We start from the raw sequence: 26199 nt of genomic DNA, 5'->3' as shown, positions 1-26199 counted from the left end.
GATCTCGTTACCATGCGACGCGAAGTTCGGGCAAGGGCGCGCCCGTTCACGCCGCCGGGGAAACAGAGCCCGATTGCAACGCCGCCCGTTTCATGTCGGTCCGCTGCTTCCACACCTTGTAGATGGCGGGATACACAACGAGTTCGAGGATGAATGACGTGGCGAGGCCGCCGATCATCGGCGCGGCGATGCGTTTCATCACATCGGTGCCGGTCGCCGTGGACCACATGATCGGCAGTAGGCCCATAAAGGCGGAGGCTACCGTCATCATCTTCGGGCGGGCGCGCTTAACCGCGCCGTGAACGATCGCCTCGTCGAGTTCGGATTCGCTCCGCAATTCGCCGCGACGCTTCGCCTCGTCATACGACAGGTCGAGGAAAAGCAGCATGAAGACGCCCGTCTCGGCGTCGAGGCCGAGCAGCGCGATCATGCCCACCCACGCCGCGATCGAGACGTTGTAGTCGAGCAGGTAGAAAAGCCAGATCGCGCCGATCGCCGAAAACGGCACCGCGAGCATCACGACGGCGGATTTGAACGCACTGCGCGTGTTGAAATACAGCAGCAAAAAGATGAGCACGAGCGTGATCGGCACGACGATCCGCAGCCGCTCCCGCACGCGTAGCATGTTCTCGAACTGACCGCTCCATTGCAGCGATACACCCGGCGTGCGCTCGAGATGCGCCGCCACGGCCCTTTTTGCGTCGGCGACGTAGCCGCCGATGTCGCGGCCCTCGATGTCCACGTACACGTAGCCCGCGAGGAATCCGTTTTCGTTGCGCAGCATCGACGGACCCTGCACGAGCCGGATGTCGGCGAGCTGCGCCAGCGGCACCTGCGCCATCGTGGGCGTAGCGACGAGCACGCGGCCGAGCTGGTCCACGTCGTCGCGCAGTTCCGCCGGGTAGCGGATGTTGACGGGATAGCGCTCGCGGCCCTCGATGGTCGTCGTAACATTCTCGCCGCCGATCGCCGTCATGATGACCGTTTGCAGCGACTCGATCGTCACGCCGAGGCGCGCCATCTCGTCGCGGCGCGGCTCGAAATCGACGAAGTACCCGCCAGCCACGCGCTCGGCGAAAACGCTGCGCGTGCCGGGCACGTCGCGCAAAATGCCTTCGAGCCGCGTGCCGACGCGTTCGATCTCGGCGAGGTCGTCACCGAAGACCTTGATGCCGATGGGCGTGCGCACGCCGGTCGAGAGCATGTCGATGCGCGCCTTGATGGGCATGGTCCACGCGTTCGTGACGCCGGGAATGCGCATCGCGCGGTCCATCTCGTCGATCAGCTCGTCCCACGAGATGCGGTCGCGCCAGATGGGACGCAGCACCGCCTGAACCCACGCGGGCGCCCACGGCGAATACCAGCGCGGCTTCGCGCGCCATTCGTGTTCCGGCTTCAGGATCACCGTCGTTTCCATCATCGAAAACGGCGCGGGATCGGTGGAGGTTTCCGCGCGACCCGCCTTGCCGAACACGCGCTCGACCTCGGGGAACGATTTGAGAACACGGTCCTGCGTGTCGAGCAGTTCGCGCGCCTGCGTCACGGAGATGCCGGGCAGCGTGGTGGGCATGTAGAGGATCGAGCCCTCATGCAGCGGCGGCATGAACTCGGTGCCGAGCCGGAAGTACATCGGCAGGCTGAGCGCGACGAGGCCGAACGCCGCGCCGATCGTCTTGTACGGATGACGCAGCACCGCTCGGCAGACCGGCTCGTACACGCGGAAGATCGCGCGGCTGATCGGGTGTTGCTCTTCGGAGTGGTACCGGCCGACGAACGTCGCTGACGCGACGCGGGCGAGCGCGCGCGGCCGAAACTCGAAGGGGCGGATGCGCGCGAAAAGCATGCGCAGCGCGGGATCGAGCGTGATCGCGAGCAGCGCCGCGAGCGCCATCGCGAGGTTCTTGGAATACGCGAGCGGCTTGAAGAGCCGGCCTTCCTGATCGACCAGCGTGAAGATCGGCAGGAACGCGACGGCGATGACGAGCAGCGAGAAGAAGACCGACGGGCCGACTTCTTTCAGCGCTTCGAGACGAACGTGGTGGAACTCGACGTCCTCGTCGCCGACCGGCTCGCCCGCTTCCATTCGGCGTTTTCGATCGGTTTTCCAGTGGTAGATGCGATTGTACGCGTTTTCGACCTCGACGATCGCGCCGTCCACCAGTACGCCGATACTGATGGCGATGCCCGCGAGCGACATGATGTTGACCGTGATCCCCATGAGATAAAGCGGGATGAACGAGAGGATCACCGAGACGGGAATCGTGATGATCGGAACGATGGAAGACGGCACGTGCCACAGGAAGAGCATGATGACGAGCGAGACGATGATCATCTCTTCGAGCAGCTTGTCGCGCAGCGTCTCGATCGCCCGGTGGATGAGGTCGGAGCGATCGTAGGTCGTCACGATCTCCACGCCCGGCGGCAGCGCCGGCCCGAGCGATGCGATCTTTTCCTTCACGCGCTCGATCACGTTCAGCGCGTTCTCGCCGTGGCGCATCACCACGATGCCGCCGACCGCGTCGCCCTGGCCGTCGAGATCCGAAATGCCGCGCCGCATCTCCGGGCCGATCGCCACGTTCGCCACGTCGCGCAGCAGCACGGGCACGCCGCCGTTCGCCTTGACGACGATCTGCTCGAAGTCCGCGATGCTCTTTGCGTAGCCTTTGCCGCGCACCATGTATTCCGCGCCGGCCCACTCGATCAGCCGCCCGCCGACCTCGTTGTTCGACGCCTTCACGGCCATCATCACCTCGTCGATCATGACGCCGTAGGCCGCGAGGCGGTTGGGATCGACCGTGATCTGGTATTGGCGCACGTAGCCGCCGATCGACGCGACCTCGGCCACGCCGGGCACAGATTGCAGCGCGTAGCGCAAGTGCCAGTCCTGGTACGAACGTAGCTCGTCGAGCGAGTGCGTGCCCGACTTGTCGACAAGTGCGTACTGAAACACCCAGCCGACGCCGGTCGCGTCGGGGCCGAGTTCCGTCTGCACGCCGTCCGGCAACCGCGCCTGAATTTTCGACAGGTATTCCATTACGCGGCTGCGTGCCCAGTAGATGTCGGTGCCGTCGTGAAAGATCACGTACACGTACGAGAAACCGAAGTCCGAAAATCCGCGAATCGCCTTGACCTGCGGCGCGCCGAGCAGCGCGGAGACGATGGGATACGTGACCTGATCCTCGATGATGTCGGGGCTGCGATCCCACTTGGAGTAGATGATGACCTGCGTGTCGGAGAGGTCCGGCAGCGCGTCGAGCCGAATCACCTTGAGGGTGTAGATCGAGAGCGCGACGAGAGTCCCCACGCCGATCAGCACCAGCGCGCGATTCGTGGCGGAAAATTCGATGATCCGCTTGATCACGATGCCGCCCCGTCAGTGCGCATGGCTCGCATCGCCGCCCGATCCGGCGATGGCGGCCTTGATGCGCGACTCGGAATCGAGCAGGAAGTTCGCGGTCGTCACGACGCGCTCACCGTCGCGCACGCCTTCGCTGATTTGCACCATGTCGTTCGACTTCGCGACGACCTTCACCTCGCGCGGCTCGTATTGGCCCGGCGCCGTCTCGACGAACACGACCTGCCGTGCGCCGGTGTCGAGCACGGCCGAGTCGGGAATCACGATGCCCTCGTCGCCGCCGGTTTCGAGTTCGACGTTTGCGAACATCCCGGGCTTGAGAACGAGTTTGGGATTCGGCACATCGAAACGCACCTTCAGCGTGCGGCTCTCGGCGTTCAGCGTCGGATTGACGTACGCGACCTTCGCCGCGATCCGCGTGTCGGGATCGAAGGCGAGCGCGATCGTCGCGGGCGCTCCGACCGTGACCCGCCGCGCCTCGTACTCGTAGATGTCCACCTCCACCCACACGCGCGACAGATCGGTCACCGTGTACAGCGGCATCCCCGGCTCGACGCGTTGCCCTTCAAAGACGTCTTTGCCCGTCACGTAACCGGACACCGGCGCGACGAGCGTCACGGTGCGCTTTGACTCGCCCGTTGTTTCGAGTTGATGGATGAAGCTTTCGGGCACGTCAAAGAGTTCCAAACGCCGTCGCGACGCTGCGATGAGCTCCTTGCCGCCCTCCTGCACCTCTTCGATGGACGACGCCGCGAACTGCTGCGCCGTCTTGTACGCGCGCAGGTATTCCTGCTGCGTGGCGAGGAGTTCCGGCGAGAAGATCGCCATGATCGGATCGCCTCGGCGCACCTGCCCGCCCGTGAAATTTGCGTGGAGTTTCTCGACGTAGCCCTCGACCTTGGTGTGCACGACGCGCACGCGCCGCTCGTCGGCCGCGACCGTTCCCACCGCACGCACCGACCCCGCGAGGCGATCGCGTCTTGCGATGGCGGTCTTGATTCCCGAAAGGTTCAGCGCCGTTCCCGCGAGTTCTACCGTCGACATGCCGTCCACCCCGCCCGCCGCGTCGTGGCCGGCGTGGGCGTCCGGCGCGCTTTCGCGTTTCACCAGATCCATACCGCAGATGGGGCACTCGCCCGGCTCGTCCGAAACGACCTGCGCGTGCATCGGGCAAGTGTACACGTCGTGCGTCGCGGGCGCGGGGGTGGCGCTCACGTGGTCCGATTCGCTTTCGATCGGTACGAGGCGCATTCCGCAGATCGGGCAATCGCCCTGGCGATCGGAAATGTAGGTTGGGTGCATGGGGCAGTGGAACTTTTTCGCCGTATCGCTCGACGCACCGCACCCGGCGACGAGCGCCGCCGCGACGAGCAGCACGCATGCGAAAAGAATGAAGGTTGTTCGTCGACTCATGTGCCGTTCCTATTTCCCGCCCGCATCCATGGGGCGCAGCGCGTCGAGCTCCGACCAGATCCGATAGCGCTCGGCTTCCCGGCCCGCGAGTTCCACGCGGGCGTCGAGCCACATGTTGAAGTCTTCGACGACCATCGAAAAATCGCCGCGCCCCGCCAGATAAGCCGCGCGAGCGGCGTCGAGAGCGGCGTGCGTCTGCGGGACGATGGCCTCGCGAAAGAGCGTCACCTGGCGATTCGTCTTCTGCCAACCCGCGCGAAGCCTCGTCAGGGCTGATCGCGCCGTGGCCTCCGCGTCGCGTTTTTCGGCCGCGGCCATCGCGCGCTCCTGCTCGGCGGCGCGGATCATGGGACGCTGCCGCGCGGCCTGCCAGATCGGCAACGTGATGCCGAGCCGTGCCATGCCCATCGGCATTTGCCCGCCGTCCACCCAGTTGCGCTCGACACCGCCGCCCACACCGACGATCAGATCGGGCCACAGATCCTTTTTCGCCGCGTCGCGCCGATGCTCCGAAGCCTCAATCCCCGCCTCGCGCTCGCGCACGTCGGGAGTGGTCGGAGCGACACTCTCGTCGGCCCACGCCGGCCACTCGATCTCGGGAAGCCCGGCGACGGTTCCGAGCGGCGCGTCGCCGGACCGGTCGAGCAGGCGGTTCATTTCGGCGACGAGCACCGCGCGTTCGGAGTCGAGCTCAGCCTGGCGCTCCATCAACCGCGACACGGCGATCTGCGCCTTGAGCAGCGCCTCCTGATCGGACTCGCCCGCGGCGTAGCGCGCGGCGGCGGCGGCCGAAATCAGTTTCAGGTGTTCGCGCGCGGCCGCGAGGTACGCGATCTCGCGGTCGAGTTCGTAGAGTTCCGCGTAGGCCATGCGCACGTTCATGGCGATCTCGCGCTCGGTGCGCACGAGAGCGACGCGCCGCGCATCGGCGTCGGCGGAGGCCGCGTCCCGCCTCATTCCGCGTTGACCGCCGAGCGGAATCTCCTGGCTCAGTTCCAGCGTCGCCGTCGAAAATTCCGGCTCGCCGTCCATCACCGCAAAGGCCCCCCCAGTCTCGAGCATCGGATCTTCGAGCGCACCCGCGGGGGAGACGAATTCGAGCGCCGCGCCGAGTCGCGCACGCTGCGCCGCAATCATGGGCGAGTTCGCGAGCGCGGCTGCGACCAGTTCTTCGATCGGCGGCGCGGATTCATCCGCGGAAGCCCATCCGCCTGCAACGAATGCGAGGCCGGCGATGACCACGGTCCAGACGACGGATTTGTGAATCATTTCGCGATTCCCTGTCGGACCGGATCGCCGACCCTAGAAAATGAAGTGCAACCCCCGTGCCGCAGAGTAAGTCTAATGAATTCACTAAGTTGGAAATCGACAGTCCGCGAGTTGCGTGGCACACTGAAGAATATTCGGCAGTTGAAGGATATGCTTCACGGGACGCATGGCCCGTCAGCAATCCGCCTTAAGAAAGCGGGAGAAGGAGACGAAAGACCGCGCCGCCCTCAGGCCGGTTGTCGGCCTCGATGAATCCCTGATGCTCGTCGGCGATGCGCGCCGCGATGGAAAGACCGAGACCGGTTCCGTCTTCCTTCGTCGTGAAAAACGGATCGAAGATCTTTTCGCGGATTTCCTCGGCGAGACCCGGACCGGTATCTTCGACCACCAGTACCCCGAAACTGCGACGCGCGCGTGTGGCGCGTTCGCAGCGCACCCTGACCGTGCCGCCGCTCACGGTCGCCTGTACCGCGTTGATGAGCAGGTTGAAGACCACCTGCGCGATCTTGTCGCGATCCCCCGATACGACGACCGAATCCTCGCCGGGCGCCAGCGCAACGGTGACGCCGCCAACTCGCGAGGTCGATTCGACGAGCGCGATGGCGTGCGCGGCCACCTCCGCGAGCGGCACATCCGCGCGATGGAGTCCCGAGGGCCGCGCGAAACTGAGAAACCTCTCCAGCAGATCGTTGAGGCGGTCGATTTCCTTGCGCAGGATCTCCACCATCTTCCGCCGGGGCGACATTTCGGAAATTTCGTCGGAGATGATTTCGACCGCACCCTTGAGCGACGCCAGCGGATTCTTGATCTCGTGCGCGAGCCCGGCGGTCATCTCACCCAGCGACTGCAAGCGCCCCGCGCGGATGAGTTGCCGCTCCATGAGACGCACATCCTCGAGCGATTCCCGAAGCCTGTGTGCCGTCTCCTCCTGACGCACTCGTTCGCGGTGCTCGCGATCGGCCAGCGTTCCCGTGATAAACGCGACGACGTTGTAGAGCAGGATCTCGAGCACTTTCTCCGTGCCGTGCGCGGGGTCCTGCACGAAAAACGTGGTGAAGGCGTGCGGTGCGTAGGCGATCGACGCCGCGATCGAGGCCCCCAGCGCTCCCGGTCGCCCGAAGACGAACGCGCCGAGGATGATGGGGATGTAGTAGAGCCGGCGGAAGATGTCGTGCAGCCAGTGAAACGAGGTACCCGTCGTGTAGTGCGCGGCGGAGACGAGTGCGATGGGGATCCACAGCAGCATCCACGCCCGCGCCGACACGAGCGCTCGCCACCCCACCCGATCGACGCGTGACAGCAAGGCCAACTCCCTACGCTCCCGGTTCGCGGCCGGGCGGCGACGCGATCCCGAATTTTTCGATTCGGTACAGCAGCACGTGACGCGGGATTTGCAGGAATCGCGCCGTGCGGCTCTGGTTGTGGCCGTTCAGTTCTAAGGCGTGCACGATGATGTCGCGCTCGAGCGCTTCGAGCGACACCCCGCCCGGCGGCAACTCGATCCGCCCCGCCGCGATCATCGCCAGGTCCGAGTCGCCACGAACACGCACCGACTCGGGCGCGGGTGGCAGAAACTCCTCGCTCATCTCGCGCCCCGGCGAGAGCAGCGCGACGCGCTGGCAGAGGTTTTCGAGTTCGCGCACGTTGCCGCGCCAGGGCAGCGACTCGAGTCGTGCCGTCGCTCCCGCCGGAATCGTCCACTCCGTCGATCCGCCGTATCGGGCAAGGAAGTGCCGCACGAGCAGCAGGATATCCTCGGGACGCTCGCGCAACGGAGGGATGCGTAGCGGCAACACGTTGAGGCGGTAGAAGAGGTCCTCGCGAAACGTCCCCTCGGCCACCGCGTGTTCGAGGTCGCGGTTCGTCGCCGCGATGACGCGGATATCCACCGGCACCGAGGCGTCGCGGCCGACGACGTCGACCACGCGCTCCCGCAGCACGCGCAGCAACCGCGTCTGAAGATCCGCGGGCAATTCGGCGATTTCGTCGAGAACGATCGTGCCGCCATCGGCCTGCAGGAAACGCCCGCGCCGGTCGCGCGTCGCACCCGTGAATGCTCCCTTGACGTGGCCGAAAAGCTCGTCCTCGAGCAGATCGCGCGGGATCGCTCCGCAGTTGACGACGACGAAGGGTCCCGCCGCGCGCGGGCTGATGCGATGGATGCGCCGCGCCACGAGTTCCTTGCCCGTGCCGCTTTCGCCGAGGATCAGCACGGTGACGTCCGCCCCGGCCACGCGGTCGGCGACCTCGACCACGCGCTCCATCGCGTCGGATCGGAAGAGCAGTTCCTTTCCCGCGCTGTCGCCGAGCCGCCCTTTCAGTTCGCGCACCTCGCGACGCAGCGCCGCGTGCTCGAAGGCGCGCCGCACCGTGAGCTTCAGGTGATCTCGATCGAAGGGCTTGGGAAGGAACTCGAACGCGCCCGCTTTCATCGCCGCCACCGCCGAGGCCACATCGCCGAACGCCGTGACCACAATCACGAGCACTTCCGGCGAGCGTGCCAGCAGGCGCGGCAACAGTTCCATCCCGTCGATCTTCGGCATCTTCAGGTCGGTGATGACGACGGCAGTCGGACTCTCTTCGAAGGAACGCAGCCCCACCTCGCCGTCGGCCGCGCCCCGAACGACGTAGCCCTCCTCCTCGAGGTGAAAACGCGTCACCTCGCGAAAGCTCTCGTCATCATCGATGAGGAGGACCGTCTCACTCACGAAAAGTGTCCCTCGCGCTGGGGTGGTTCGCTACGCATACACCGGTTCGCGGGAGGTCGCCAGTGGCCGACCCGCGCGCTGTAGAATATTGCACAGTCCGAGCAATATTCTTCGCCACGCACACGATCACCCGGCCGATCCGTCTCGAACACGGCCGAAATCCTTGGCGAATCGCGGGATACGCCAGTTGGCCCGATCCCTGCTAAAGATTCACGCGACACCCGACCCGGGCGCTTTCGCCGAAAGGAGTCTCCATGAAATTCGCACGCTTCGCGGTCGCGGCGCTCGCGCTGGTCGCCTCGTTCGCGACCCCCGGCTTCGCGTCGCAGGAATCTTTCGATCAGCAGATGAACCTCGTCCTCGCCGAGTACCTGAAGATCGGCGACACACTGGCGTCGGACAAGATGGACGGCGTCGCGGCAGCGGCGGGAGCCATCGTTACGCTGTCGGCCAAGCTCGATGCATCGAATGCCGCTCCCGAGCACGCGAAGCACTATCAGGGGATCGCGCAAAAGGTGCCCGACGCGGCGAAAAAGATTCAGGCCGCGGCGGATATCAAGACGGCACGAAAGGCGTTCGCGGAGCTTTCGAAGCCGATGGTGATGTGGGTCGAGCACCAGTCCACGAAACCGGCGACGGTCGTCTATTGCTCCATGTACCCGGGTTCGTGGCTGCAAAAAGGCAAGGACATTCGCAACCCGTACTACGGCGCCGAAATGCTCACCTGCGGCGAGATCGTCGGTAAGTAGCGCCCCTACCGGCGGGTCGCCGCCGCCCTGCGAACGAGCGCCACGACGAACGCGGCGGCCGTGAATGCGGCCGCCGTCGCAGTTTGCGACGCACCGACGGGAAACTGCGTGACGAAGGCGAACGCGAATCCGGCGACGCCCGCAGCAGCGCCGATCAGCGCGGCGAGCGCGAAATTGACCGAGAGCCGATCGACGAGCATCAGCGACGCCATCGCGGGCAGCGTCGAGAACGCGAACACCGGCATCGCGCCCAGCGCCCGTGCACTCACGCCCGCCATGACGCCGACCGACACCAGCACCAGAAACGAAAGCAGACCCGTGGGCAGACCGTGCACACGTGCGGTGATCGGATCGAAGACCGCGAACGTGATGCCGCGAAACCACCAGACGTGGACCGCGAGCAGCACACCCGCGACCGCCGCGACGACCGTCAGGTCCACCGAACGCACCAGCACGGCGCTGCCGAAAAGAATCGCGTGGATGTCGTGGGCTTCCTGCGTGATGCGATCGCCGATCAGCACCGCGATCCCGCCCGAAGCCGCGTATACGAGCCCCACGACGCTCTCGCGCGACAGACGCAGGCGCGACGTGTCGATCGCGAGTGCAAACGTCGCGAGCAGGGCGAGCACGGTCGCGCCCACCATGGGGTCGATCGTGACGCCCAGGTGGATTCCCGCGAAGAACGCGAGCGCGACGCCCAGCCCCGCGGACTGCGTCACCGCCGCGCTGACGAAGACGACGCGCCGGAGCACGACGTAAACGCCGAGGAAACCGAGCGTCGCCCCGGCAATGGCGGCGCACAGGATCGATTCGCGAAAGACACCGTATGCCTCGAACATCTGTGCGGCACTCATGACGCGCACCCCGCGTCGATCTCTCCTCCGCCGTTCTCGTCGACGATTTCGGCGGACCCGTAGCGCCGTTGGTATTCGGGCGAGGCGAGCACGTCTTCCGGTGGGCCTTGCACCACGGCCTGGTGGTCGGGATCGAGAAACAGCACCTGGTCCGCGCACTCCCGCGCGACCCCCATGAAGTGGCTGACGACGACGATGGTCACGTGGTGCCGCCGTCCGTAGTCTCGAAGCCGCAGGAATGCTTCGCGCTCGGCGACGGCGTCCATGGCGGCGGTGGGCTCGTCGAGAAACGCCACGTGCGCGCCCGATGCGAGCAGCCGCGCGAAGAGCACGCGCTGCTTCTGTCCTTCTGAAAGATCGCGAAATACGCGATGCGCCAGATGCGCGGCCTCCATTTCCGCGAGCACCTCATCTCGCGCGCGCCGATCGCCGGCGGACGCCGTTGGGCGCCGGAAATTCCAACCCCGCAAACGCCCCCACAACACCAGATCGTCGACGCGGATCGGCAGCATCGGCTCCAGACTCATCACCTGCGGCATGTAGGTGAGACGCACGTCGTCGCGGCCTCGTCGCGCCGCGCCGCCGACGGGCGACAGAAGTCCGAGCAGCGTCTTCATGAACGTGCTCTTGCCCGAGCCGTTGCGCCCGATGACCGCCCAAAACTCGTCCGCGCCGATGTCGAGATCGATCGGCGGCAATAGAGCCCGGCCGCCGTGACCAATGCGCAGTCCGCGGCACGCGATGAGCGGTGCGGCGTCAGTCGGCGGTGCGTTCGATGTCAATGTCGGGCTCCAGTTCGACGATCTTTTCGCCGAGGTGATCGGCGAGGGTTTCGCCTTCATGTTCGGACGGCTGTGCGCCCAGATCGATCGCGCCGTCGGTCACGGCGTACGCCGCCCAGTCCAGATCGTCGAGCAGATCGGGGCCGAGAACGATCGCAATCGCGAGGTCGATGTTCGGTCGTTTGTCGCGATCGACGACGAGGTCCACCGCGTGCACGATCGCGTCGTCCGGCGCGAGTTCGACGTCGATGAACCATCGAACGGGCTCGGCAAGCGCTTCGCCGCCCGCGCCGCCGCGCACGTCGCCCGCGAGACGCAGCCGCGTCGGCGAGATTCTGAGCCGGGAGATGCTCGCTGCGGGCAGTTCGCAACCGGCGTCGCATTCGAGATCCCGGGATGCCGGCGACTCCAGATCGAACTCGCCGACCGGTAACGCAACGACCGCCGAGTAAGCCGAGCTTCCCCCGCCGCCGTCCATCTCCGCCTGGATGTCCTCGTACGACACGAGTTCGCCCTCCGCGCTGTGACAGTGTCCGCCGTGGCACAACGAGTATCCTGCGGGCGGATTCGCGGGATCGAAGGTCGTCGAGTCGCCGGAATCGGACGACGCGAGTGCCTCCAGGGCGATGTGGTCAAATGTGAACGTCGCATCGACGAGGCGGATCTCGTAACTGTTGTTCAGACGCTGCCAGCCGTTGCCCGCGTCGCGATCGGCCGGCACGGTCCACGACGCGATCATCGATGCGTTCAGTGTCGCAAACCCCTTGCCGTCCTCGAACGTGCACGAGGCGGCGGCGATGCCCGAAAGAATCACCGCGATAAGAATTGCGGTCCGCCTCATGCTCCGCCTCCTTTCAGCGCCGATTCCAACGCGTTCACCATCGCTTCGACGCGGTCGCCGTAGCTTTGGCCGCCCTCAGAGTCCGCGCCCGCGCTCACGGCGACGACGCGCAGGCCCGACTTTTCCGCGATCGTCATCGACGTCTGAGCGGGGTAGTAAGTCTCCTGCAACAGGACCTTCGCGCCGCTCGTCTTCGCCGCCTGAATCACGTCGAGGACGTGCCGTGGATTCGGGGGAATGCCGGGCTTGGGCTCCACGTGCTCCACCGTCTGCAAACCGAGCCAGTTTTCCACGTACACGAAGGATTTGTGATAGGTGACGATGCGCGTTCCCTTCCACGGTTCCATGCGCTTCGCCCAGCCGGCGATCCGCGCGCCGAGCTTCCCGCGAAACGACTCCAGCCCGGATGCGTACGCCGTCGCGTTCACAGGGTCGATCTCTTGTAGCCTCGCGGCGATGCCCGCGGCGACGGCGAGGGCGCGGCGCGGGTCGTGGAGATAATGCGGATTTCCACCGGGGTGGATGTCCCCCATGCTTCGCTCGATCTTCTGCGCGGGCACGTCGAGCAACTCCACGAACTTCGAGCAGTCGAGATTCCCTTTCGCGCCCGCCTGAATCGACGCGTTGCGCGATCCCACGATGAGCGTCGGCAGCCAGCCGACCTCGAGGTCAAGCCCCACGTACACGAGAAGGTCGGCCTTCGCGAGCTTGAGCGCGAGATTGGGTTTTGCATCTACAAAGTGGGGGTCCTGCGTCGGCGCGGCCAACGAAACCACGCGGACCGACGAACCGCCGATCTCGCGAACGATGGCGGCGAGATCGGGCACCGTCGCGACGACCGTGACGTCCGCGCGCGCCGGGGAAATCCCCACGACGAGAGCCGCAACCATCAGAATTCCGGGGAGGATCCTTCGCATGGGTTCGCTCCTAAAACGCGTGGGCGCCGTGGGCGCCGATTGCGACTTCGAGGGCCAGAAACACGGCGTCGTGATCCTTTTCGAACCACACGGCCATGTCGTGGGAATACTGGAGACGCAGCCGGGAAAACTCCGTCGGCCACCAAGTCACGTTACCGCTGACGCGCGTGCGCGGATCGGTCCACAACGGATCGAGCGGGTCGACCACGTCGTTGCCGTCCTGATTTGTCGTCTGACTGCCGAATTCATATCGACCGGCGGTCGTCCAGCGCTTGGCGAAGCGCCACGTCAGGTAGGCGTAGCCGCTGTGATCGGTCAGAACGTCATCGGGAATCTGCCGGCGGCGGTGCATCCACTCGACCTGCAGCGCCACCATTTGCGGGCTGTTGGACGAAATCGGACGGTATTTGAGGTACAGGTCGGTTCCGTAGATCTCGGTTCGGTTTTCGCGTCCGGTGGGATTCGGACCGAACGCGCCGGAGAGCCCCCACATCATCGACCAGGCGGGTCCAAGCGGGAAAAACTGCTTGATGGCGGCGGTATCCTGAAAGTCGCCGAGGTCGCGCACGCCGAGATCCTCGGCGCCGTAAAAGCTGCGTGCGCTCGCCTCGCCGGTCGCTTCCGTCATGGAACCGACGACCTCGACGTACCAGGGCAGCGGCATCAGGATCGACGTCTCCACACCGAGCCCGCGATTGCCTTCGCCGCCGAAGTATCGGCCGACGACGATCATCTGATCGACGAAGTCCCACGAATGCGGGTGCGTGTTGTTGATGCGGCCGAAGCGCGTCAGGAACTGCCCCGCGCGGACCTGCAACCCGGCGGGCAGAGAGAGCGTCGTGGCATACGCCTCCTCGATCTCGACGCCGAACTGGCTGAACACGATGTTCGAGTCGAACCGGAAATACGTATCTACCGTCGCCCCCAGCGCCATCTCGAGTTGCTGGAGATTGAAACCCGTCTTCTGCGGATCGTGACCGCCCGCCTGTTGCGGTTCCGTCGTGTTGAACCACGCGGCGGCGAAATCGCCGATCAGCGCGAGGTCTGGGTTGAGCGACTGGATCATCGCGCCCGCCGACGACGCGACCCCCGGCGTGGGTGCGGGCGACTCCGCCTGATCGGCGGCGAGCGCCTTCTCAATTTCCGCGGCCTCGTCGTCCGCCGCAAAGGATTGCCCGATTGACCATAGCACCACCGTCAAAACGATTGCGCATTCGAAAGCTGTGCTTCGTGATCGCTTCATGCTCCGTCTCTCAGTCTGCTCCCGGGCCAGCGGATTTTGTGGATGAATCGGGAGTGAGAGATGGGTCGCACCCAGCGGGCGCGGTGAGAACTCGAACCGTCCGCGACGCCTCTCGGCACGCGGATCGCGGTGTCGTCGTTCAGGAGATCAGGCTTGCGGGGGAGCGCGGGGGAGTGACGGCCGGACGGAACGCTCAGCGACGAATTGCCGTTGGGCGGACGGCGTCTGAGCGGAAATCGCGGCAAAGGACGGGACGGCGTCCGCCGAATGGCCAATGGCTTGTGCGTGCGCCGCCGCAAGGCACAGGGGGCACCGGTCCGCGTCGTGCGCGTGATCGAAACACGCGGTCGACTTTTGGCCGAAGGCGTCGCCGTGTTCGGGAATGGCCCCGGGAGCAACTCCCGGGTGCCATGCCGCGAGCGAGAGGCCGAAGAGAACAACGACACACACGGCGACGTGAATCGCCCTGCGCTTCGTTGATGGTGTCGGCAAACGCCGCATGCCTCGCCCCGGTGTTACAATGTATGATCTATCATGAGGACGAAGACTGGCGCAACCCGACCGGTCGGCGCGAAACACCTCGCTCGTTGACCCATCGCGCGGCGGGTGCGAAAACGTCATCGCTTCGAAGCGACGGGGCGTTTCATGCTCAGACCTTGCCAATATCCCATCACGACGGCTGCTCGACTCGCGCTGCTGATCGTCTTGTCGTCTTGTCTGCTGGTCGCGTGCGCGTCGGACGACACTTCGTCAGGCTCAGGGCAGGCAGATGCCGACGACGACTCCAACACCGTCGGTGACGATGACGCCGTTCCGGGCGAGACAATCTACGACGATCCCGAGCCCGGTTGGTCGGTGGTTCGCGTGAACGACACGGTCGAGATTCGATACGATGGGCGCGTCCTCTACACGCTCCTGGGCGCCGATACGCTCCAGTTCACTCCGCGCTCGTCGATGACCTTCGGTGTGTTCCATCTGTGGGGCGAGGACGAAATCGCGCGAGAGCTGCGATTCGATGTGATGGACGGCGACCTCTTGCTGACCGAAGGCGGCGAGCGCGCCGGGCAGGTGCTCGTGTCGCGAACCAGCGCGGGGAATCTTCGCCTGGAGGTCCTCGTCACCGAGGCGCGGCAGTCGCAGGGCATCCGGCTGCGTTTCGCGCTGTGGCCCGGCGACCGGTTCTGGGGGTTCGGCGAGCAATACAACGTCCTCGATCTGCGCGGGCAAATCGTTCCCATCTGGGTGCAGGAACAGGGACTCGGGCGCGCCGCGTCGCCGGTTCTGCCGTTTCAAGGTTCGCTCACCAACACCTACTTCCCCATGCCGTGGACCTTCGATCCACGCAAAGGCAAGGGCCTGCTCCTCGAAAACACTGAGTACAGCGTCTTCGATCTCAGGGCGACGGACGCGCGAAGCTGGAGCATCGACGTCTGGAACGGACGCCGCGCGTCGGTCGTCGTCGTGCCCGGCGAAAAGCCCGCCGATCTCATTCGCCAGCTCACGGACGAGGTCGGGCGTCCCGAAGTCCCGCCGCCCGATTGGGCGTTCGACGGTGCGTGGATCGCCGCGCAGGGCGGCACCGACGCCGTGCGCGACCGCGTGGAAGACGCGCTCGATGCGGGCGTGCCGATCTCGGCGGTGTGGGTGCAGGACTGGGTCGGCCTGCGCGATTTCGGCCTCGAAAACTTCGGCGTGAAATACCGCTGGGTGCACGACGAGGCGCTCTACCCGCACCTCGACGACCTGATCGCGGATTTTGGCGCGCAGGGCATTCGGTTCCTCGGCTACTTCAACCCCTTCGTCGTGCCCGGCTACGACCACTGGGCCGACGGTGTCGAAAACGGTTTCGTCGTGCAAGACGATTCGGGAACGCCCATCGTCTTTCTCATCAGCACGTTTTTCGGCGGCCTGCTCGACGTAACGAACGACGACGCCATCGCGTGGTTCCAAGGCTACGCGCGCGACGCGCTGGAACTCGGCATGAAGGGTTGGATGGCGGATTTCGGCGAGTGGTTGCCGTTTTTCAGCCATCTCGCGAACGGCCGATCGAGCGCCGAGCACAACCTGTACCCCACCCGCTGGCACGCCGCGAACCGCGAATTGCTCGAAGCGGCGCACGACGACGACTTCGTGCTGCTCACGCGCAGCGGTTTCACCGGCGAGCAGCGCGTCGCCCAGGTCGTGTGGGCCGGCGATCAGGAAACGGACTGGTCCGTTACGGACGGGCTGCCGACCGTGATCGCGGCGGGACTCTCCCTCGGCTTCGCGGGCATCCCGTATTTCACGCACGACATCGGGGGGTTCTCCGGCGGGCCGCGCGAAAAGGAATTGATGCTGCGCTGGATCGAACTCGGTGCGTTCACACCCGTCATGCGAACGCACGACGGCCTCAAGAAACTCGACAACCATCACTTCGATTCCGACGCCGAAACGCTCGCCCACTTCGCGCGCTGCGCGAAGATCCACGCGGCGCTCGGCGATTACTGGAAGACGCTCGCGGCGGATTCGACGGTCGCGGGATTGCCGATCGTTCGCCACACGGCGCTGGTCGATCCCGATTGGGACGCCGCGTACGATGCGCACCGCCAGTGGATGCTCGGCGATGACCTGCTCATCGCACCCGTCGTCGCGAAGGGCGCGTTAACGGTCACGGTATCGCTGCCCGACGGCGAATGGGAGCATCTGTTCACGGGCGAAACCTTCGACGGGCGGCGGATCGTGAGCGTGGACGCGCCGATCGGCGAGCCGGCGGTCTTCGTGCGAAAGGGCAGACTGGCCGCCGAGGTCGCGGCAATCCGGGGGTTATGAGCCGGTCGAATCCGTCGAGGATTCGCCGTTTCCGCACCACACCGCCGCTTTCAGGACGCACCACAGGAATGCCGTCTGGAACAACCTCATGCGTTCACCCCGCGTCTTTGTCGCCATGTCGCAAAGCAATTCGAGTAGAGCCTTCTGTCATTCCGACCGACGAGTCGCGCCTTCTGTCATTCCGACCGACGCGAAGCGGAGCGGAGGAATCCCTCAATTCCCGAACTCCAAAGGGATTTCTCGACTCGGCCTGTCGGCCTCGCTCGAAATGACAGAACGGACGCACTCCCGACTGTTTCTCGACTCCCGTTATCGCGACCCATGTTTTTACCACGTTGCAGGTCCAAAAACCATCGAGGGGAAACGGGCGCCCGCCGACGAGCGCGCGTCTTTTCGCGAAGGGGCCCGAACGTCGTAATGGCGCGCGCCCGCGGAATCCCGACCGTCCAACTGTCAGCGTCGGGGAACATCTCTGGAAACGCAACGCCGGTCGCTTCTAGCGATCCAAAGTGGTCTTTGCGGAAACGGGGGGAGTCGAGAAATCCTTTTTCATTCTACGAATTTATAACTCCTACTGGCCACTTCACTCCATAGTTTCACTCGTTGCTTTCTTTTTTCCTCGTCGAAGAGATTTTGCGCTTGCCTTAATATTATTTAAACTATTTTCGTCACCGTCCGGCGGTGCCGCATTCAACAACTTTGGTTTATTCGATTCAAGTAATTTTCTGTTATCAATCAATTCATTTCCACTTGCCACTCTTGGAAGTACGCCGGCCTCAAATAGCGCAAGCACGCTCTTTATAATTGCGTGCTTCATCTGAAAAGCTGATTCATGTTCTAATTTTCCCTTTTGTTGCATGTCATCTATTTTTTCGATAACAGCAAGACTGCCTAATATTGCTTCATTTTTTGCAAGTGAATCTTCGATCTTTCGGTGCCGAATCCTAATCCACGAATCCAAAATCAACTTAGAAAGTTCTGCGACTACCCCTTTGAGGCCTCTTAGTGAAATTTCTATCCTAGAACCACTTTCGACATAAAATATGTCGAAATTCTCCACATGTTGAGTCGGCGAAAGCTTCGACAATACTTGATATATTGTTTCCAACGACTCAAGTGCGATCTTGAAATCGACAACCGTGACAAATTTATCTTCTGAAACACCAACTGTCAGCTTAAAAAATGGCGATTATGCACTTGACAAACCTTTCGCGTTTTGCTAGAAAATGAGGATGAAGAACGAAGAACTCACCCTCATGTCGATCATGGCGCGGTTTTCGACCGAGGAAGCCGCACGGGATTACTTCGAGAAAATCCGCTGGCCGAACGGCCCGGTTTGCCCGCATTGCGGCAACGACGACAGAAAGCGGATCTACGACATCGAAGCCAATCCCAAAAAAAAGGTCCGCGCCGGACTGCGCAAATGCGTCGAATGCGGCCAGCAATTCACGGTCACGGTTGGGACCGTCATGGAAGACTCCCATATCCCGCTGAACAAGTGGCTCATCGCGTTTTACATGATGTGCGCGAGCAAGACGCAGGTCGCGGCGCTCCAGCTTCAGCGACAGTTGGAGTTGGGTTCCTACAGAACCGCGCTTTTTTTGTGCCACCGGGTCCGCTACGCCTTGAAAGACGCCGAGCCTGTCGATAAGCTATCCGCCACGGTCGAGGCCGACGAGACCTATATCGGCGGAAAGGTTCGCGGCAAGGGGCGACGCTACACCGGGAACAAGACCGCCGTCGTTTCGCTTGTCGAGCGTGGAGGTCGCGTGCGCTCCCAAGTCGTTCCGAAAGTGACCGGCACTGTGCTGGACAGGATTCTCCGCTCGCACGTCGCGACAACGGCGAACCTGAACACCGACGAATCTGCGGCCTACCTCGCGTCTGCTTGGCGCTTCGCGTCCCACGACACCGTGAACCATTCAGCCGAAGAGTATTCGCGCCGCGACCCAGAGACCGGACGCCACGCGACGACGAACACCGTTGAAGGGTTTTTCGGGAACACGAAGCGGAGCTTGGACGGGACGCACCACCACGTCTCCCGACAGCACCTTTCGCTCTACCTTGCGGAGATCGACCACAAATACAACACCCGCAAGATGAGCGACGGACAGCGGACGGTGATCGGGATTCAAAAATCGGAAGGCAAGCGCCTCATGTGGCGCGCGCCGAAAGTCGGGAGCAAATAATGGGATCTGCGCCCGCCATCACAGCGGTCATCGTTCCACATGGAAAGGTCGTTGACTTTATTGACCGGAAATTTCGCAAGGAAACACCGGAGGAGTACGTCCGCCAAGAGATCGAAAAGTCTCTTGTCAGAGAATACAAGTATTTGCGCGAGGAAATCGCGGTAGAATTCCCGATCAAAATAGGGTCGAAAAATAAACGCGTTGATTTGGCAGTTTTTCCAGAAGGCTCTGCACACCGCCAAGAGACTGCTTGGGCGCTTATAGAATGCAAGGCCGCAACCGTCTCACCGAACGACAAAGAGGACGGCGTGGAGCAGCTGAAAAGCTATCTTGCGGCGTCGCTTAATGCAGAATTCGGGATGTGGACCAACGGTCATGGTGGGAATCGGGAATGTTTCCGAAAGGTGTCAAACGGCAAAGGGTTTGAGTTTGCTCCAATTGACGATATTCCGGCCAAGGGGAGATCCATTGATGACGTAGAGCGTCCGTCGCTGGCATCTCTTTCCCCGGCGAATAGTGACGCCCTTCTTTTTGCGTTTCGGCGTTGCCACAACTACATCGCCGGTAATCAGGGGCTACAGAAGCCAGAGGCGTTCTGGGAGCTTCTGAAAATTATATTCTGCAAGATCATGGACGAGCGATCAGAGCAGATTGAGTTTTACGCGACATCACAAGAGCGCCAGAACTTAAATGGGCAACTCAAAGTAAAAAAACGGCTCGATGGGATTTTCGCGATCGTACGCGAAAAGTACAGTACGATTTTTAAACCAAATGAAGTTATAGAATTGGCTCCGCTCGTCTTGGCATACATCGTATCGCAACTTCAATCGTATTTTCTTCTGGATACGAATATTGACGTAAAGGGGAAAGCTTACGAGGAAATCGTCGGATCGAATTTGCGCGGGGATCGCGGCGAATTTTTTACACCCCGAAACATCTGTCGCATGGCCGTCGAAATGCTCGACCCAGACCCGCGCGATTTAATCCTCGACCCATTTTGCGGGACAGGCGGCTTTCTCACTATTGCACTGAACCACGTTATTCAAAAAATTCGCGTGACCGAAGCACGCAAATGGCGTGACAAGGAACACCCAACAGAAAGGGAGCAAACGGAACTACTTAGACGCATCAAAGAATACTGCGATGCGAAAATAGTAGGACTTGACTTCAATCCGAATCTAGTACGCGCAACAAAGATGAATATGGTAATGAACAATGACGGAGAGGGGGGGCTGTACCAAGCCAACTCTCTTGGCAATCCAGTTCTCTGGGAAGAGAAGCTTAGGAGCCGAAATCTTCTGGGGCGAGTCGATTTGATTTTCACCAATCCTCCATTTGGGTCCAAAATTCGTATAGACGACCCGGCGATACTTGAACAGTACGAAATAGCGAAGGTTTATGATTACGACGATAACGCTGACACATTCTCTCCGCGCAATCCCGTTGCGCTCCAAAGAGCGCTACCACCGGAGATCTTGGCGATAGAGCGTTGCGTGAGTTTTCTCAAGCCGGGGACTGGGCGTGTCGCCATTGTTTTGCCGGACGGCATTCTAGGGGCTCCGGGTCTTGGATATGTGCGTGAATGGATACTGACAAATACGCGAGTTCTTGCAAGTATCGACCTTCATCCTGACACGTTTCAGCCGAGAAATTCGACGCAAACGAGCGTCCTTGTTCTCCAGCGAAAGCGCTTTGACGAGATTGCATTGGAACGCGCAACAGGGGAAAAGAACGACTATAGCGTCTTCATGTCGCTCGCGAATCACGTAGGTCATGACAAGCGCGGAAATACAACCTATGTTCGTGATGCGGATGGGAATGAAATCGTTCGAGAGGAGGATGAATTAATCAAGGAACACGGCAACGGGCATCCGGTTTATCGTCGCCAGAAAACTATGAACAAGGTAGAAGACGATAACACACGCGAGATTGCAAACGCATTTCGCTCTTGGCTGGCGGGGCAGGAATGACCGAGCGCGCCGAAAGACTGTTGACGGTCCCGCCAAAGGCGGAAATTTCCATCATTCCATTGTCTTCGATCTTGAGGGGAAGTCGGCGGCTTGAGGCCGAAAACTACTTGTCGGAAGGGTATTCACTTCGCAGTCGAATTGAACGCATCGGGAGCGTGCCGCTAGGCCAGCTTGCAAGGGTTTGGCAGCCGGACCGCCTTAAAGGAATTCAGGTCTCACAAAAACACGGACAACCGTTCCTTGCAGCGACGCAGGTTTTCGATATTCGACCGCGCCCTAGGAAATGGCTCGCTTTAGACCACACGCCGAACGCGGCTAGTCGGTTTGTTGAACGCGGGTGGATTCTCGTAACCTGTTCAGGCAGCGTCGGCGATGCGATCATGTCGTATCGCCCGCTTGACGAAATTGTTATTTCGCATGACCTTCTTCGTGTCGTGGCTATGCAAGACGAAAATTGTGGCTATTTGTACGCCTATTTACGGACGAACTTCGCACGTCGAATGATGCGATCTACGAAGTACGGAAACGTGATTAAGCACCTTGAGGTGGAACACCTGCAAGACGTTCCTGTAATTACCGTTGGATCTACGGTTCGGGACATGTTGAACGCAGCTGTAAGTCGTTGTTTTGCCTTGCGCAATGAGGCACACGATCTATTGCTAGATTCGGAAATGCAGTACGCGGATAAGATCGGTGCTGTCAATCCTACGGCTGTAGAAAGCGGCTTCCCGGCACGTGGGCGTGATCTTTTCCACGGTTCTCGTCGATTAGATGCGTATTCCTACAATCCATTGGCCGCTGCCATTCTCTCGGCAGTGGAAAGGGCCGGTTTGAAGACGCAGACGCTTGAATCCGTGACAGATCGCATTTGGATGCCCTTGCGCCTAAGTCGCACACCGAAGGACGGCGAGACTGCGTATTTTAGTGCCAACGAACTGTTCTCCGTAAATCCGCCGGTAAAGAAACGCGTCGATCTAAAAAATAGTCCTCATGTCTCTGGTTTTTTCGTAAAGGCCGGATGGATAGTTATGGCCCGGTCTGGACAAATTTATGGTCTTAATGGGAGTGTCGTTTTAACAACCAAGGCACACGAAGCACCGTTTTTTTCTGATGACTTGATCCGCATTATCCCTGACGTCTCGAAAATTCGCCCTGGCTATCTTTTCACAGTCTTGGGGCACCCGGATTTAGGCCGACCGCTGGTTTTGCGTGCAAGTTACGGAACGTCCATCCCGCATATTGAACCATCTGACGTTTGCGGAATTCCCGTTGTACGGCTCACAAGAGAAAACGAGGATGCTATCGCGGATAAATCCGAGCGCGCCGTCGCATTGCGCGCCATCGCTGACGATCTCGAAAACGCCGCTACCGTTTACATGGAAGCGATCATCGCAAACGCAATAGGTGACGGCTCCGAGGATGACATCGACGGTGCCCTTGCCGATTTGCGGATCGTCGAAGCGGAGGCTGATCCCGATTCGACATTACGCGGACCGGCCCTTGAAGAGAGCATGAAACAGTGGTTGTCGTAGAAAAATGCCGGTTTGTGGGTTTTCCTTCGGTCCATCCGCGAAGGCATTTTTGGATAAGATGGAGCCCGGAAAAATGAGGGCTCAGATATCAAGGAGGGCACGCGCGCTCGCAAAAAATCCGTTCCCGCCGGGGAACAGAAAACTCAAAGGCAAGAAGTTCGCAGAGGGCAGAGCGCGCCGCGTGCGCCAAGGTGACTATCGGATCATCTACGAGGTCCGCGACAACCCTCCGGAGGTCGTCATCTTGGACATCGACAACAGGAAGGACGCCTACCGATGAAGACCGAGAAAACCGAGAAGGGTGACGCCCTTAAGATCGGCCCCGGCGAGTTCGACGCGCTGATGCGCCGAGCGATGGGCGTTGGGCCGGAGCGTGAAACAAAGGCGCGCAGGGCTTCTACGAGCCGCAAGCGCAAGTCGAAGCGGGCGCGCTAAGATAAGATCGGGCGACCGAGCCGCGTGCGCGTTTTCGGCCTTGGTTTGCCAAGTGCATAATCGCCTAAAAAATTCATATTTCTCTTCATGTTTAGAATGACTTGGAATAATTAGATGTTTCCAAGATGAAAGTGAACGCTTCATTGTCCCCCATGCCCAATAGCAGGCGAATAGCGGGCCGTCACCTGTTGGTCTATTTCCTTTAAAATACAGCGAACCGATTTCCCGGTTTAATTGATCGGAGTGTATCAACAAATCCAATCCAAAACTACGAAGCACCGGCTCGACGGCTTCTATGTCCTTTAAACGTTCACATTTTTGGGCAAAATCTAGACCTGCCGCAATTAGTGCGCTTGATTCTTTTTCCTCTGGCGCGTGCATTCCACGAGCAAAGTACTCGAAAAATTTCTCGGATTCCCCGATCGTCGCAATTACCGTTTCAAGAATTTCTACTACTTGTTTCGGCCTCATGTTGACTCCTTAGTAATTCAGAGGCACATTGCGCCATTTCGAAAATCCATCCGATGGATTTTCTGTAACACAATACCGATCTTAACGCCCCTCTCGTTCGAGTCTCCTTCCCTCGCGGTAGGAAACCTCCGCTGGCAACAGACAAGAGCTGACTTTCGCGGGAGCTACGCCACGACGTTCGCTTCCAATCGGCAAAAGGCATGACGGCAATCCGGGTTGTCTCTGCCGGTCTGTTTTGAATGCTCGCGTGCCGTTCATTTCGCCGGACACCTCGTGCTGGTGACATCGCCGGTTCGGTTCTTCAGTTTAATGAAGATGCTCGATTTGGGGTCGGGCTGTCAAGAGGGCGTGCGGGCGGGTAGTGGGCAGTTTGGGCGGATCGATTCGGCTGTGGTTCCGACCGGAGCGCAACGGGGGAATCCCACAGATCGCGATCGGCATAATGGATTTCTCGATTCTCCGCCTTCGCTTTCGCTTCGGCGGATCGCTTGAAATGACATCGCAGGCGGCGACCGCTTCACAGCCTTCGATTTCGCTTCGGCGAATCGCTCGGAATGACGTCGCGCGCTGCGACCACCGAGCCGCGCCGAAAATTCGTCCACGCATGTCGGACGCGCACGCTCGCACGCCCTTCCAACCTTGACAACCCGCTCTCGCGCGCGCCAGATTGTCGCCGCTTTTCGGGGGGCGGGCACGCGGCATCGCGAGTGGCGACGCGTGCGGCGAGCGACGGGAGTTCCGGGGACACAATACCGATCTCGGAGGGAGTTCCGGGGACACAATACCGATCTCGGCTGCCGGAGCGGTCTGAGTCGCCCCCTCTGGGGAGAGAACGGGGGGCCATCAACGCAATGGGCAACGCGGACGGTGAAGGACTGGTCGAGATCGCATCGTAGAAACCGGGGACACGCATCGCGAGGCGCGCTGCATGTCCCCGGTTCTTCCATCGCCGCGGTTCCGCGGTTCCGGAGACATAATACCGATCTCCTCCCTTTGAACCCCTTTCGGACAAGGATCGCCCTAGGCCCCGCATCGCTCTCGTCGTCGTTCCCGGCATGGCCCACCACGTCACACAGCGCTGCAATCGCCGCCAGCGGACTTACTTGCTCGATTCGGATAACGAAGACGGCCCGCGCCTCGCTATCGGGTAAGCGCATCGGCGCAACGCCCGCACGCTATCCCTCGACGTCGCCCGCGCGCTACCTCTTGACGATCCTCGGGGTGGGTTGCTTGCGGCACGCACATCGCGACGCCGCGAGCGCACTCGACGTCGACGAACTCTCCGCGATCGGTCACGACGAGGCATCGAAAAACAGTCCGCTGTCACACGGCTCATAACGAGATTGACGCGTCCGTCCGTATCGTTTAACATGGGAATGACCGGTCGTGCCGAAGGCCGGGCGCCGCGTCGTCGCCTGACGCAGGCACATTCTCGACGGAGGGCCGCATGGTCACCGCGATCCGCCAAAACTGGATTGAGGACGAAACTCGTCCCTCGAACGATGAGCGAAAGCGGACGGACGCGGCGCGGCTGCGGATTCTGAAGATCCAGCGGACGTGCGTCCACGACGGCCCCGGCATCCGCACCACGATTTTTTTCCGCGGTTGCGGGCTGCACTGCCTGTGGTGCCAGAATCCCGAGGCGATCGCTTTCGATTCGGATGCGACGCCGAGCGCCGAATACTCGCTCGACGACATCGCGGAGATGGTTGGCCGCGACAGGGACTACTACGGCGAGACCGGCGGCGGCGTGACGCTCAGCGGCGGCGAGCCGCTGCTCCAATCGCCCGACGCGCTGATTCCGCTGCTCGAGCGCATGCGCGCGATGGCGATTCCGGTCACGGTCGAAACGTCGCTGCACGTGCCGTGGGACCACGTGGAGCGCGTCGCGCCTTTCGTCGATCTGTTCCTGATCGACCTGAAGGTGGTGGGCGACGACGCGGCCCACCGCAAGTTTACCCGGCAGCACGACCGGCTGATCCGCGAGAACACCCTGCGGCTGGTGTCGCAAGGCGCGCACGTCCGGTTCCGGACCGTGATCGTCCCCGGGCACAACGACCGACCGCGCCACCTGCGGGCCGCGGCCGAGTTCGTGCGCTCCGTGGGTCACCACGAGATCGAGCTGCTCAAGTATCACGACATGTACGTGGACAAGGCTCGGCGCCTCGGGTTGGAGTGCCCGGCGCTCTCCATCACCAACGAGCAGGCCGTCGCCGCGGTGCGCAAGGCGGTGAAGACCTTTGCGACGGGCGGCGTGCGCGCGCATTGCCTCGATCTGGACGCGGCGCGGCACCACGCCGAGTTTCCCGCGCGCGTGTACGACATCCAGAACGCGATCCGCGCCGACGGATACAACTTCTGCTTCGAAGTCGCCTTCCTGAAAACCGAGTTCTACAAACGAAACGGCTTCGCCGAGCCCACCCCCCTCCACCGGGCGCGGCGGCTGGAGTACGTGCTGGAACGTAAAAAGGTGACGATCTGGCCCGACGAGCTGATCGTCGGCAATTTCACGTCCATGCGGCGCGGCGCGCAGGTGTGGGAGGAATATTCGGGCGCGTTGTTCGGAACGATTCTGCACAAGCTAAACCGGCAGCAGCCGGTGGCGTTCCGGTGCTCGCGCGAAGACCGGCTCCGGTTCTATCGCGAGGTGCTGCCGTTCTGGT

The 26199-nt window shown here is 61.9% G+C and carries 19 protein-coding genes; 7 read left to right on the top strand and 12 right to left on the bottom strand.

Annotation, left to right across the window (positions count from 1 at the left end):
• Positions 1 to 46: 46 nt before the first annotated feature.
• The 5 genes from IT350_00470 to IT350_00450 all read right to left on the bottom strand — a co-directional run bounded on the left by IT350_00470 (position 47) and on the right by IT350_00450 (position 8745).
• Positions 47 to 3361, bottom strand: coding sequence for an efflux RND transporter permease subunit (locus tag IT350_00470; protein ID MCC6156497.1), 3315 nt, complete (start codon positions 3359 to 3361; stop codon positions 47 to 49).
• Between the two features lie 12 nt (positions 3362 to 3373).
• A complete protein-coding gene (locus IT350_00465; protein ID MCC6156496.1) occupies positions 3374 to 4768 on the bottom strand; it encodes an efflux RND transporter periplasmic adaptor subunit in 1395 nt (464 codons plus the stop codon).
• A 9-nt stretch (positions 4769 to 4777) separates the two neighbouring features.
• Positions 4778 to 6037: a TolC family protein gene (locus IT350_00460; protein MCC6156495.1), complete on the bottom strand. Its 1260-nt coding sequence runs from the start codon at positions 6035 to 6037 to the stop codon at positions 4778 to 4780.
• A 187-nt stretch (positions 6038 to 6224) separates the two neighbouring features.
• A complete protein-coding gene (locus IT350_00455; GenBank protein ID MCC6156494.1) occupies positions 6225 to 7340 on the bottom strand; it encodes a sensor histidine kinase in 1116 nt (371 codons plus the stop codon).
• Positions 7341 to 7350: 10 nt separating this feature from the next.
• The gene (locus tag IT350_00450) at positions 7351 to 8745 is read right to left on the bottom strand and encodes a sigma-54-dependent Fis family transcriptional regulator (protein MCC6156493.1); all 1395 of its coding nucleotides are present in this window, start codon (positions 8743 to 8745) and stop codon (positions 7351 to 7353) included.
• A gap of 254 nt (positions 8746 to 8999) precedes the next feature.
• Here IT350_00450 and IT350_00445 point away from each other — a divergent pair, with 254 nt between their 5' ends.
• Complete coding sequence (locus IT350_00445) at positions 9000 to 9494, top strand: DUF3347 domain-containing protein (GenBank protein ID MCC6156492.1); 495 nt, start codon at positions 9000 to 9002, stop codon at positions 9492 to 9494.
• Positions 9495 to 9499: 5 nt separating this feature from the next.
• Here IT350_00445 and IT350_00440 read toward each other — a convergent pair whose 3' ends face one another.
• From IT350_00440 to IT350_00420, 5 genes are read right to left on the bottom strand one after another with little or no spacing between them, the layout of a single operon-like run.
• Entirely contained in the window at positions 9500 to 10348 is an 849-nt protein-coding gene (locus tag IT350_00440; GenBank protein ID MCC6156491.1) for a metal ABC transporter permease, read from the bottom strand.
• Positions 10345 to 11190, bottom strand: coding sequence for a metal ABC transporter ATP-binding protein (locus tag IT350_00435; protein ID MCC6156490.1), 846 nt, complete (start codon positions 11188 to 11190; stop codon positions 10345 to 10347). The genes IT350_00440 and IT350_00435 overlap by 4 nt, the downstream gene beginning before the upstream one ends.
• Positions 11105 to 11971 (bottom strand): hypothetical protein, encoded by an 867-nt coding sequence (locus tag IT350_00430; GenBank protein ID MCC6156489.1) that lies wholly within the window; start codon positions 11969 to 11971, stop codon positions 11105 to 11107. The genes IT350_00435 and IT350_00430 overlap by 86 nt, the downstream gene beginning before the upstream one ends.
• Complete coding sequence (locus IT350_00425) at positions 11968 to 12888, bottom strand: zinc ABC transporter substrate-binding protein (protein MCC6156488.1); 921 nt, start codon at positions 12886 to 12888, stop codon at positions 11968 to 11970. Before IT350_00425 ends, IT350_00430 begins: the two co-directional genes overlap by 4 nt.
• A 10-nt stretch (positions 12889 to 12898) precedes the next feature.
• Positions 12899 to 14131, bottom strand: coding sequence for a zinc-regulated TonB-dependent outer membrane receptor (locus IT350_00420; GenBank protein MCC6156487.1), 1233 nt, complete (start codon positions 14129 to 14131; stop codon positions 12899 to 12901).
• 645 nt (positions 14132 to 14776) lie between these two features.
• Between IT350_00420 and IT350_00415 the strand changes: the two genes are divergently transcribed.
• The gene (locus IT350_00415; protein ID MCC6156486.1) at positions 14777 to 16939 is read left to right on the top strand and encodes a hypothetical protein; all 2163 of its coding nucleotides are present in this window, start codon (positions 14777 to 14779) and stop codon (positions 16937 to 16939) included.
• 583 nt (positions 16940 to 17522) lie between these two features.
• Here the strand turns inward: IT350_00415 and IT350_00410 are convergent.
• Complete coding sequence (locus IT350_00410) at positions 17523 to 17999, bottom strand: hypothetical protein (GenBank protein ID MCC6156485.1); 477 nt, start codon at positions 17997 to 17999, stop codon at positions 17523 to 17525.
• Between the two features lie 205 nt (positions 18000 to 18204).
• Between IT350_00410 and IT350_00405 the strand changes: the two genes are divergently transcribed.
• From IT350_00405 to IT350_00390, 4 genes are read left to right on the top strand one after another with little or no spacing between them, the layout of a single operon-like run.
• Entirely contained in the window at positions 18205 to 19128 is a 924-nt protein-coding gene (locus tag IT350_00405) for an IS1595 family transposase (protein ID MCC6156484.1), read from the top strand.
• 17 nt (positions 19129 to 19145) lie between these two features.
• The gene (locus IT350_00400; protein ID MCC6156483.1) at positions 19146 to 21098 is read left to right on the top strand and encodes a type I restriction enzyme HsdR N-terminal domain-containing protein; all 1953 of its coding nucleotides are present in this window, start codon (positions 19146 to 19148) and stop codon (positions 21096 to 21098) included.
• Positions 21095 to 22630 carry a hypothetical protein gene (locus tag IT350_00395; GenBank protein ID MCC6156482.1) on the top strand — a complete coding sequence of 512 codons (1536 nt, stop codon included), beginning with the start codon at positions 21095 to 21097 and terminating at the stop codon, positions 22628 to 22630. Before IT350_00400 ends, IT350_00395 begins: the two co-directional genes overlap by 4 nt.
• A 49-nt stretch (positions 22631 to 22679) precedes the next feature.
• Positions 22680 to 22910, top strand: a complete 231-nt coding sequence (locus tag IT350_00390) for a type II toxin-antitoxin system RelE/ParE family toxin (protein ID MCC6156481.1) — start codon at positions 22680 to 22682, stop codon at positions 22908 to 22910.
• Here IT350_00390 and IT350_00385 read toward each other — a convergent pair.
• On the bottom strand, positions 22901 to 23536 hold the full coding sequence (locus tag IT350_00385) for a hypothetical protein (GenBank protein ID MCC6156480.1): 636 nt from the start codon (positions 23534 to 23536) through the stop codon (positions 22901 to 22903). The genes IT350_00390 and IT350_00385 overlap by 10 nt on opposite strands.
• Before the next feature lie 1447 nt (positions 23537 to 24983).
• Here IT350_00385 and IT350_00380 point away from each other — a divergent pair.
• The coding region (locus IT350_00380) for a radical SAM protein (GenBank protein ID MCC6156479.1) at positions 24984 to 26199 on the top strand (1216 nt) is incomplete at its 3' end.

The organism is Deltaproteobacteria bacterium (assembly GCA_020845895.1).
Lineage (GTDB): Bacteria > Lernaellota > Lernaellaia > JACKCT01 > JACKCT01 > JADLEX01.
Note: the sequence above shows the minus strand (reverse complement) of the source record. Positions and strands in the feature narration are given on the sequence as shown.

Bases quoted from the DNA above. Each gene is read 5' to 3' on its own strand.
- IT350_00420 (MCC6156487.1), bottom strand. From the start codon at position 14,131: ATGAAGCGATCACGAAGCACAGCTTTCGAATGCGCAATCGTTTTGACG.
- IT350_00385 (MCC6156480.1), bottom strand. From the start codon at position 23,536: ATGAGGCCGAAACAAGTAGTAGAAATTCTTGAAACGGTAATTGCGACG.
- IT350_00465 (MCC6156496.1), bottom strand. From the start codon at position 4,768: ATGAGTCGACGAACAACCTTCATTCTTTTCGCATGCGTGCTGCTCGTC.
- IT350_00425 (MCC6156488.1), bottom strand. From the start codon at position 12,888: ATGCGAAGGATCCTCCCCGGAATTCTGATGGTTGCGGCTCTCGTCGTG.
- IT350_00445 (MCC6156492.1), top strand. From the start codon at position 9,000: ATGAAATTCGCACGCTTCGCGGTCGCGGCGCTCGCGCTGGTCGCCTCG.
- IT350_00440 (MCC6156491.1), bottom strand. From the start codon at position 10,348: ATGAGTGCCGCACAGATGTTCGAGGCATACGGTGTCTTTCGCGAATCG.
- IT350_00415 (MCC6156486.1), top strand. From the start codon at position 14,777: ATGCTCAGACCTTGCCAATATCCCATCACGACGGCTGCTCGACTCGCG.
- IT350_00405 (MCC6156484.1), top strand. From the start codon at position 18,205: ATGGCGCGGTTTTCGACCGAGGAAGCCGCACGGGATTACTTCGAGAAA.
- IT350_00395 (MCC6156482.1), top strand. From the start codon at position 21,095: ATGACCGAGCGCGCCGAAAGACTGTTGACGGTCCCGCCAAAGGCGGAA.
- IT350_00430 (MCC6156489.1), bottom strand. From the start codon at position 11,971: ATGAGGCGGACCGCAATTCTTATCGCGGTGATTCTTTCGGGCATCGCC.
- IT350_00460 (MCC6156495.1), bottom strand. From the start codon at position 6,037: ATGATTCACAAATCCGTCGTCTGGACCGTGGTCATCGCCGGCCTCGCA.
- IT350_00435 (MCC6156490.1), bottom strand. From the start codon at position 11,190: ATGAAGGCGAAACCCTCGCCGATCACCTCGGCGAAAAGATCGTCGAAC.